General features: G+C 67.8%; 6 protein-coding genes. 1 reads left to right on the forward strand and 5 read right to left on the reverse strand.

Going from position 1 to position 8692, the window contains the following annotated elements:
• From P3W75_RS21235 to P3W75_RS21255, 5 genes are all read right to left on the reverse strand, one after another.
• Positions 1-4137, reverse strand: a 4137-nt coding sequence (locus tag P3W75_RS21235) for an Ig-like domain-containing protein (RefSeq protein ID WP_276229283.1), incomplete at its 3' end; no start/stop codon positions are given.
• A 52-nt stretch (positions 4138-4189) separates the two neighbouring features.
• Positions 4190-4972, reverse strand: a complete 783-nt coding sequence (locus tag P3W75_RS21240) for an efflux RND transporter periplasmic adaptor subunit (RefSeq protein ID WP_276229284.1) — start codon at positions 4970-4972, stop codon at positions 4190-4192.
• Positions 4972-6540, reverse strand: coding sequence for a TolC family protein (locus P3W75_RS21245; RefSeq protein WP_276229285.1), 1569 nt, complete (start codon positions 6538-6540; stop codon positions 4972-4974). Before P3W75_RS21245 ends, P3W75_RS21240 begins: the two co-directional genes overlap by 1 nt.
• Before the next feature lie 320 nt (positions 6541-6860).
• Positions 6861-7265, reverse strand: coding sequence for a hypothetical protein (locus tag P3W75_RS21250; RefSeq protein ID WP_276229286.1), 405 nt, complete (start codon positions 7263-7265; stop codon positions 6861-6863).
• A gap of 72 nt (positions 7266-7337) precedes the next feature.
• A complete protein-coding gene (locus P3W75_RS21255) occupies positions 7338-7832 on the reverse strand; it encodes a GNAT family N-acetyltransferase (protein ID WP_276229288.1) in 495 nt (164 codons plus the stop codon).
• 118 nt (positions 7833-7950) lie between these two features.
• On the opposite strand from P3W75_RS21255, the gene P3W75_RS21260 reads away from it, so the two are divergent.
• On the forward strand, positions 7951-8692 hold a 742-nt coding region (locus P3W75_RS21260), incomplete at its 3' end, for a LysR family transcriptional regulator (RefSeq protein WP_276229287.1).

Raw genomic sequence — 8692 nt, forward strand, 5'->3', positions numbered from 1 at the left:
GCTGCCACTGACCGTCTGCGCGGCGACGTTGGTGATGAAGTCGCTGTTGGAGCTGCCGCTGTCGGCCGAGAAGGCGGCGCTGGCTACCGTGGTGGTCGGTGCGACGGTGTCCAGCACATAGGCCCTGCTGGTGGCGACGCCATTGTTGCCGGCGGCGTCGACCACGCGCAGCTGTAGGGTATTGCTTCCCGACAGGATGACACCGTTCCAGTTCAGCGAGGTGCCGCTGACCTTGCTGGTGATATCGGTCCAGGTGGCGCCGTTGTCCAGCGAGCCCAGCAGCGTGTCACCCGCACCCAGCGCGCTGCTCAGGGTGGCGCTGATGGTCTGTGCGTTGGCGTTGGTGACCAGGTCGCTGGCGCTGGCGCCGGAGTCGTTGGAAAAGGCGACGTCGGCGAAGGTCGTGGTCGGCCCGCTGGTGTCCAGTACGTAGGCGTACGAGGCGCTGGCACCGACGTTGCCGGCGGCGTCCACCACCCGCACCTTGAGCGTGTCGCTGCCGGTCAGGGTCTGGCCCGCCAGGGACCAGTTGCTGCTGCCGGTCGCGGCCGTGGCCGTGCTCCAGGTAGCGCCGTTATCCAGTGATACCTGGACGGATTCGCCGGCCGAAAGGTTGCCGGTGAGCGTACCGGTGATGGTCTGCGCCGAGGTCTTGGTAATCAGGTCGGTGCTGGAGCTGCCGGTATCGGACGAGAAGTAGACGGAGCCGCCGCTAATGCCCGGCGCGGTGGTGTCGATGACCAGGTCCTTGTTGGCGCCCAGCGAGCCCGCCGCGCCCGGCGCGGCCAGCGTCACCGAGGCGTTGCGGCCGTTGACGGCGTCGGTGATGGTCGCGCCGTTCAGCGCCAGGGCGGCGATGGAGGCGTAGTCGAGGTCGGCGCTGTTCTCGCCGGCGCCCACGGTGTAGGTGAAAGTCAGCGTGCTGGTGCCGTCACCGCCGGAGTAGGTGGCGGTGCCGCCGCTGCTCAGTGTCAGGGTCGGGGCGCCGCCGCTGGTATCGACATCGACCGCGCGGCTGAAATCGACGGTGATGGTGAGGGTGCTGCCGGGGCCGTAGGCTCCGTTACTGGTGCTGGAGCCGACGCCGGTGACGCTGGCCTGGGAGCCGTCGACCAGGATGTTGGCGGTGCTGCCCACGCTGTTGAGAGTCAAGGTGGCGCTGTTGCCGGCCTGGTCGGACAGGGTGCCGCCGTTGGCAGACAGGCTGCCTACGGTGATGCCGTTGCTGTCGCTGTCGCCGGCCTGCACCGTGTAGCTGAACCGCAGCGAGGTGGTGCCGGAGCCGGACACATAGCTCGCGTAGCGGGTGGTGGAGCCGATCACCATGGCGATGCGTGGCGTGCCGCCGCTGGTGTCCACATAGACCGCTTCGTCGAAGTTGACGGAGAAGCTCAGGGTGTCGCCGCTGTAATAGGTGCTGTTCGCCGGGACCGCTGTCGAGATGACGCTGGGCTGTGTGGCGTCGATGCTGATCGCCAGGCCGGCGCTGGCCGCGGAGACGTTGCCGGCGGCGTCGGTGGCGATGGCGGTGATGGTGTGGCTGGTTTCGCTCAGCGTGGCGCTGGTGAAGCTCCAGACGCCACCGGTGGCGACGGTGCTGCCCAGCAGCGTGGCGCCGTCGTAGATATTCACCGTCGAGCCGCTCTCGGCGGTGCCGCTGAAGGTCGGCGTGGTATCGCTGGTGATTCCGTCGCTGTTGGACGGGCCGGTGTCACTGGCGCTGCTCAGCAGCGGCGTGGAGGGCGCGGCCGGCGGCGTGGTGTCCAGCACATAGGCCTGGGACTTGATTGCGCCCTGGTTGCCGGCGGCATCCACCACTCTCAGTTCCAGTATGTTGCTGCCGCTGAGCGTGACGCCGTTCCAGCTCAGCGCGGTGCCGGAGGCCTTGCTGGTGATGTCGGTCCAGGTGCTGCCGCCATCCAGGGAGCCCCAGAGGACGTCACCAGCGGCGAGGGAGGTGCTCAGGGTGGCGCTGATGGTCTGGCTGGTAGTGTTGGTGATGAAGTCGCCGGCGGTGCCGGAGTCGTTGGAAAACCCCAGGCCGCTGAAGCTGATGGTGGGGGCGGTGGTGTCGTAGATGTACGCCTGGACAGAGGTCGAGCCATCGTTGCCGGCGGTGTCGGACACCTTGACCCGCAACGTGCTGCTGGAGGTCAGCGTGACGCCGGCCAGCGACCAGGTGTTCTGGCCCACCGTGGTGGTGGCGGCGGTCCAGGTGCTGCCGCCGTTGATCGACACATAGACGGTCTCGCCCGACTGGAGGTTGGCCGACAGGGTGCCGCTGATCGTCTGCGTGGCGGTCCTGGTGATGAAGTCGGTGCTGGAGGTGCCGGTGTCGTTGGAGAAGCTGGCGCCGGTCACCGTGGTGGTGGGCGCGGTGGTGTCCAGGGTGTAGGTGTGGCTGGAGGTCGGGCCATCGTTGCCCGCCGCATCGGTCACCTTGAGCATCAGGATGTTGTTGCCGCTGAGCGTGGCGCCGGTCCAGCTCAGGGTGGTGCCGCTGACCTTGTTGGTGACGTCGACCCAGGTGGCGCCGCCATCCAGCGAGCCTTTCACGACATCTCCGGCGTTCAGGGTGCTGCTCAGGGTGGCGTTGATGGTCTGGCTGGCGGTGTTGGTGATGAAGTCGGTATTGCTGACGCCGGTGTCGGTCTGCAGCGACAGGTTGCCGAAGGTGGTGGTCGGTGCGGTGGTGTCCACGGCGTAGCTGTGGCTGTAGGCGGTGGTGCTGATGCCGCTGCTATTGGTGACGCGCGCCATGAAGGTGTTGCTGCCGGTGAGCGTGGCGCTGATGCTCCAGTTGGATGAGCCGACGGTGGAGTTGGCGTCGGTCCAGGTGCCGCCATTGTCGAACGACACTTCCACCCGTTGGTCAACCCCCAGGGCCGCGGACAGTGTGCCGGTGATGGTCTGGCTCGCGACGTTGGTGATGAAGTCGTTCGAGCTGGTGCCGCTATCCTGGGATAGCGTGGCGGAGTTGACGGTGAGCATGGGCTTCACGTCGGAGATTTCGAAGCTCTGGAACAGACCGTAGTCGTTGGAGCTGAGCACGACCTGAACCACGTCATTGATGCTGGTGTTCAGGCCGCCAACGCTTGCGAAGTCATTGAGCCCGACGTTGGTGAACGAGAGTGCGCGAGTGACGCCGTTTGCGTCGGTGTACTGGACTTGCAGGTCGCCCGAGTAGAGGTATGCCTTCAGGCTGACGAGATCGAACGTATAGCCGGACGCGACCGTGAGGGTGAGTTTGACGCTACTGGCGGTGTTCGGATCGTAGGCGTACACCCCTTCAGCAGAGCCGGAGGTGTCCATGCCGATGGGGTAAAAGTCATTACCAGAGAAGGTGAAGTTGGCCCCGTCGACGTTCTGGGTAAATTCAACCGTGGTGTAGTCAATATCGCTATCGGTAATGACGACTGTGCTCAACAGGTCCTGGTAACCGGTAAGGCTCAGCGCATCCGTATCGACTTGGCCGCGCTGCGCCTCCAGCACCCAGTCGCCACCCTTGTCCGCCGCCCCGGTGGCGTTGGTGGAGGCGGCCACGTCGGCGCCGGTGGCCTGGGCCAGGCCATCCAGCAGCGTGCTGCCGGCGCTTCCGGCGCCGGCGTCGCAGCCGTACAGCAGCAGGTCGCCATCGTCGGTCAGGGCGCGGCCGAGTTCGGCCAGTTCGCTCTGCACCGTGGCCGACTGCAACGAGCTGGCGTTGAGTTGCTCGGTGCCCAGGTTGAGCACGCCTTCGGAACCGTGCGAAAGAATGTGGATGGCGTCGTAGCCGCCTTCGCTGGCCGCCCACTGGGCGATCTGCGCCAGGCCGTCCTTGCTGCCGTCGAACTCGACGATGCCGACGCCTTCGCGCACGCCGGCTTCCAGCGCCTTGTAGTTGGCCACCGAGGTGTCCACCAGGGCGACTTCCTTCTTGCCGTTGTCCTTGGCCGGCTCGGCCGCGCGCACCGTCACCGCCGGCGGCACCACGCTGGCCGCCGAAGCGTCAGGGGCCTGGGCGGCGTGGGCCGCGTCGGCCACCGCGCCGTCGAACATGAAACGCTGCTCCAGCGACAACAGTTGCGAGGAGCGTTGCAAGGGACGGCGGCCGGCGAGGCCGGCGGCGCGGTGCAGGGCGGAAATCAGTGAGTTCACGGCGGGCTCCTGGAAGAAGCGGGAAGTGTTGACCAACACGCACGTACAGGGATCAGGGTTGCGGTGGCGCCATCTGCACCTGGCCACTCATGCCGGCGATCAGCTCGGCGAAATGGCCGTCGATCACCGCGCTGAGCTTTACCGACTGGCTCACCGGGTCCACCCGCGCGCCGATGCGCTGCACCTTGGCCGGGTAGCTCTTGCCGGTTTCGTCGATGCTCACCTGGAAGGCGGCGCCTTCGCGCAGCCACACCAGCCAGCGCGACGGCACGATGAATTCCAGCTCCAGCTGGCTGTCATCGAGGATTTCCAGCAGCGGCTGGCCGGGTTGCACGAACTGCTGCTCGCGCACCTTCTGTTCGGCGATGCGGCCGGGGAAGGGCGCGGCTATCTGGCATTTGCCGAGCAGCGCGCGGTTGGCGTCGACCTCGGCCTGGGCCTTGAGCACCTCGGCGCGCGACACGTCCAGCTCGACCTTGCCCACCGAGTTCAGCGCGGCCAGCTTCTGGTTGCCCTTCCAATTGGTGTCGGCCGCCATCAGCGCGGCGTTGGCCCGCGCCAGCTGGGCCTGTTGCAGCGCGCAGTCGAACTGCACCAGCACCTGGCCCTGCTTGAAGGCGGCGCCTTCGGCCAGGGGCAGGCGGTTGATCTTGGCGCCGATCTCGGCGGCCAGGGTGGTGTAGCGGCGCGGCAACAGTTGCGCGCGGATTTCGCGGCTGTCCAGGGCGCTGCCGGCCGCGCTGGCGGCGAACGAAGGCGCCGCATGCGCGGCACCCAGCAGGCACGCCAGGGCGGCCAGCCGGACCAGCCGCTGCGGGCCAGGCGCGCGGCGCATCAGCGCAGCGCCTGTTGCGCGCTGGGCAGTTGGCCGTTGTTCCAGGCCGCCAGCGAGTGCGCTACCGCCGCCGTCAGCTCGGGCAGCGGCATGTCCGCCGAGCCTTCGATCTCCGGTTCCATGCCCAGCGTGGCCTGCAGGCGCGAGGCCGCGGCCTGGGCGTCGGACAGGGCCTGGTAGCGGCGCAGCTGGGAGAGCACCGAGGCGCTCTGCTGGGAGATGCGGTCCAGGTCGGATTGCTGCTGTGCGCTGGCGAGGTTGGTAATCTGTTGTGCCAGGCGGGCGTCGACCTGGGCCACCTCGTCGGAGCGCTCGTACAGGTGCGCGGCGTTGGCGTATTGCAGGCGGGCGATGTGCACCTGGCTCAGCACCGCCATCTGCAGCGCCATGCGGTGCTGGTCGGCCAGTGCCACGCCGGCGTCGGCCAGGCGCATCTGCGCGGGGGCCGAGAGCAGGCCGAGCAGGTCGAAGGAGATCTGCACGCCGGCTTCGTTCCAGTTGCGGTTGATCAGGTAGTCGTCGTCGCTGTGCTTGTAGCCGTAGTCGAACGACAGCCCGGGGAAGAACTTCAGCAGCGTGCGGCGGGTTTCCAGCTGGGCGATGCGCGCGTCATAGATGCCGTTGCGCAGGTCCGGGTTGCGCACCAGCGCCAGTTCCTCGAGCTTGTCGACGGGCTGGTTCAGCCAGGCGGTGTTCACCCCTTCGGCCGAATCGGCCACGGTGTATTCCGCGGTCAGCGGCAGGGCGGTCAGCTGCGCCAGCTCGACGCGCGCGGTCGACAGTTCCTGCTCGATGGCTTCCAGCAGGCGCAGGTTTTCCAGGAGCTGGCGCTGGTAGCGCAGCGGCTCCAGCGGCGAGCGGATGCGGTCCTGCTCGGCGGCCTGGGCGTCCTTCAGCGCGCGTTCGGACTCGGCGATGGTGGTGCGCAGCTCGGGCATCAGCTTCTGCGCCGCGACCACGCGCCAGTAGGCGCTGCGCACATCCATGATCAGGTTGTGCAGGGCCTTGCGCCGGTGCTCCTGGGCGATCAGCACGCGGTTGGCGTTCTGCTTGGCCGCGTAGTAGCTCTGGCCGAAGTCCAGCAGGCTCCAGGAAATGCCGATGCCGGTGGTGGTGGCGTGACGGCTGGAGGAAATATAGGGGTTGGCCAGCGACGGCTCGCCGGTCACCGAGTCGACGCTGCGGGTGATCAGGTCGTTGTTGCGGTCGCGGTAGCCGGCCGAGGCGATCAGCTTGGGCAGCATGTCGAACTTGCCGGCCTCGAAGGTGTTCGTCGCCACGGCTTCTTCCATGGCCCGGTAGCGGCGCTCGGCGTTGTACTTGACGGCGCGGGCGATGGCCTCGTCCAGGCTCAGCGGGCCGTTCAGCGGCGCCACGTCGCGGGTGAGGGCGGCGCGGTCCTTGGCCAGCTGGCTGACGATTTCATCGTTGTGCAGGCGCGCGGAGTCGACGTCGAAAGTGGAGCATCCCGAGAGGACCAGCAGACCGATGACACTGCCCAGCGCGACTTTGAGTGCCGCACGGGGAAACGCAATTGCCGACGTGCAACTGGACTTGTTAGCTCGCAAGATTTCGCCCCTTTCCCTATGGCCTTTGCTTTATCGAGGGACGCTGGCGCCCCTGTGTTGTTATGTGGCAGCGGGCGGCATTCTGGCACTCCGGTACTGGCTAAGCAATGTCAAGTGCTGTTAATTGGCCGCTATGCCTCCCGTTTGGCTCTGCCGCCCGGTTGGCCCGCGTCGCCGAAGCCCTGTCGAGCCTCGGCGAATGCGGTCGAAAGTCTATGGACCCGCCGATTGCCGGCCCATACGGCAATTGCCGTATTTCTCGCGGGCAGGGCGCCCTGGCGGGTTCGCCCGGGGCTGTTCGCGTGGCGCCCGCCAGCCGCTCAGTCGACGCCGAACCTGACGACGTAGGTGATCTGCTTGCCACGTCGCGCCGACGCGCGCATCTGGTAGACCTGCACGGTGTATTCGCCGGAGGCGGGCAGCTCGGCGCTCCAGCTGTTGCCCACGCCGCCGCTGCCGATGGCGGTGGCCTGGCCAGGCAGGTCGCCCGGCGCGAAGACGTTGAAGTTGGCGTTGCGGCTACCCGTGACGCTCACCGTCATGCGCTGGCCGGCCTGCGCGGTGAGGCTGTACTGGGTGCTTTCGTAGCCTGTGATGCGGCCCTTGAGGGTCGTGGCGCTGGCGCCCTTGGCGAACTGCACGGGTACAGGGGGCACCGGGTCGGCGGCGTAGCTGGCGGCGGGCGCCAGGGCCAGCAGCAGGCAGAGCAGGAGGGGCTTGTCCATCGGGGCCTCGTTGGGCGTGTAATAGCGCTAGCCTAGTCCGCCGCCGTGCACCCGTGCCTGCGCCCTATCGCCTCAGGCGAGCTCCATCACCATTTCGTGCCAGGCCATGCCGCCGTGGTCGGAGGCCGAGGGCTTCACGTAGCGATAGCCCATGCGCTCGTAGAGCGCGACGTGGCGCTCCTTGCACATCAGGTGGATGCTGCGCTTGCCCAGCGCGCGCATGCGCTCGATGAACTCGCGCATCAGCGTCGAGGCGTGGCCCCGGCCCTGGTGCGCCGGGTCGAGCACCACCGACATGATCACCGCGTTCGGCGCCTCGGGGTCGTGGCCGACCAGCTCCTTGAACGCCTCGTCGGACATCACCACCACTTGCGCGCAGCCGCAGTTGATGAAGCCGATCACCTCGCCGTCCAGCTCCATGACCAGGAACCCCTGCGGGTACTGCGCGATGCGCGTGGCGATCTTTTCGCGGGTGGCCGCTTCGCCGCCCTCGTAGGCCGAGGTTTCGATCTGGTAGCAGCGGTCGACGTCGGTTGGGCGGGCGTTGCGGAAGTTCGGGGTGCTCATGTTCGGGGTACTCATATTCAGGTGCTGATCGTGGGCGGTCGCGAAGGGGGTCGGGACAGCAGGGTAGAGAAGTTGCAGAATGCATGCGCTGCATTTTATTCATGAGGGCGTGAAATCCATGCATTCCATCCTGCGTCGCCTCGACCTCAACCTGCTGCTGGTCTTCGACGCGCTGTTCCGCCTGCGCAGCGTCACGGCGGCGGCCGACGAACTGGCGATGAGCCCCTCGGCCTGCAGCCACGCCCTGGCGCGCCTGCGCGAGGCGCTGGCGGACGAGCTCTTCGTGCGCGCCGGCAACGCCATGCAGCCCACCGCGCAGGCCGCGCAGATGGCCGACGGCGTGGCCGAGGCCCTGCGTCTCCTCGCCGAACGGCTGAGCGGCGCCGCGCCGTTCGTGCCCGCCGGCAGCTCGCAGACCTTCATCTTCGCCGCCACCGACTATACGGCCTACGCGCTGCTGCCGGCGCTGGTCGCCCGCCTGGAAAGGGTAGCCCCGCAGCTGCGCATCAGGATGCTCTACGCCACCCAGCAGGAATCGCTGGATGAGCTGCGCGAGGGGCGCGTCCACTTCGCCCTGGGCGTGTCCCACGGGCCGGCGGCAGCCCAGGAGGGCATCGAGGGGCTCGACCTGCTGAGCGACGCCTACGTGGTGATCGCCCGCCAGGGCCACCCGCGGATCGGCGCCGAACTGACGCTGGCGGACTACCTCGGCGAACGGCACATCGCCGTGCTGCCCTGGAACGACGCGAGCAGCGTCATCGATGCCGCCCTGGCCCGGCAGGGCCTGCAGCGCGACGTGGCGGTGCAGCTGCCGAGCCTGATGGCGGCGCCCTTCATCGTCGCCCGTTCCGACCACCTGT

The sequence above is a fragment of the Pseudomonas citronellolis genome, assembly GCF_029335315.1.
In the GTDB taxonomy this organism is placed as follows: Bacteria; Pseudomonadota; Gammaproteobacteria; order Pseudomonadales; family Pseudomonadaceae; genus Pseudomonas; species Pseudomonas citronellolis_A.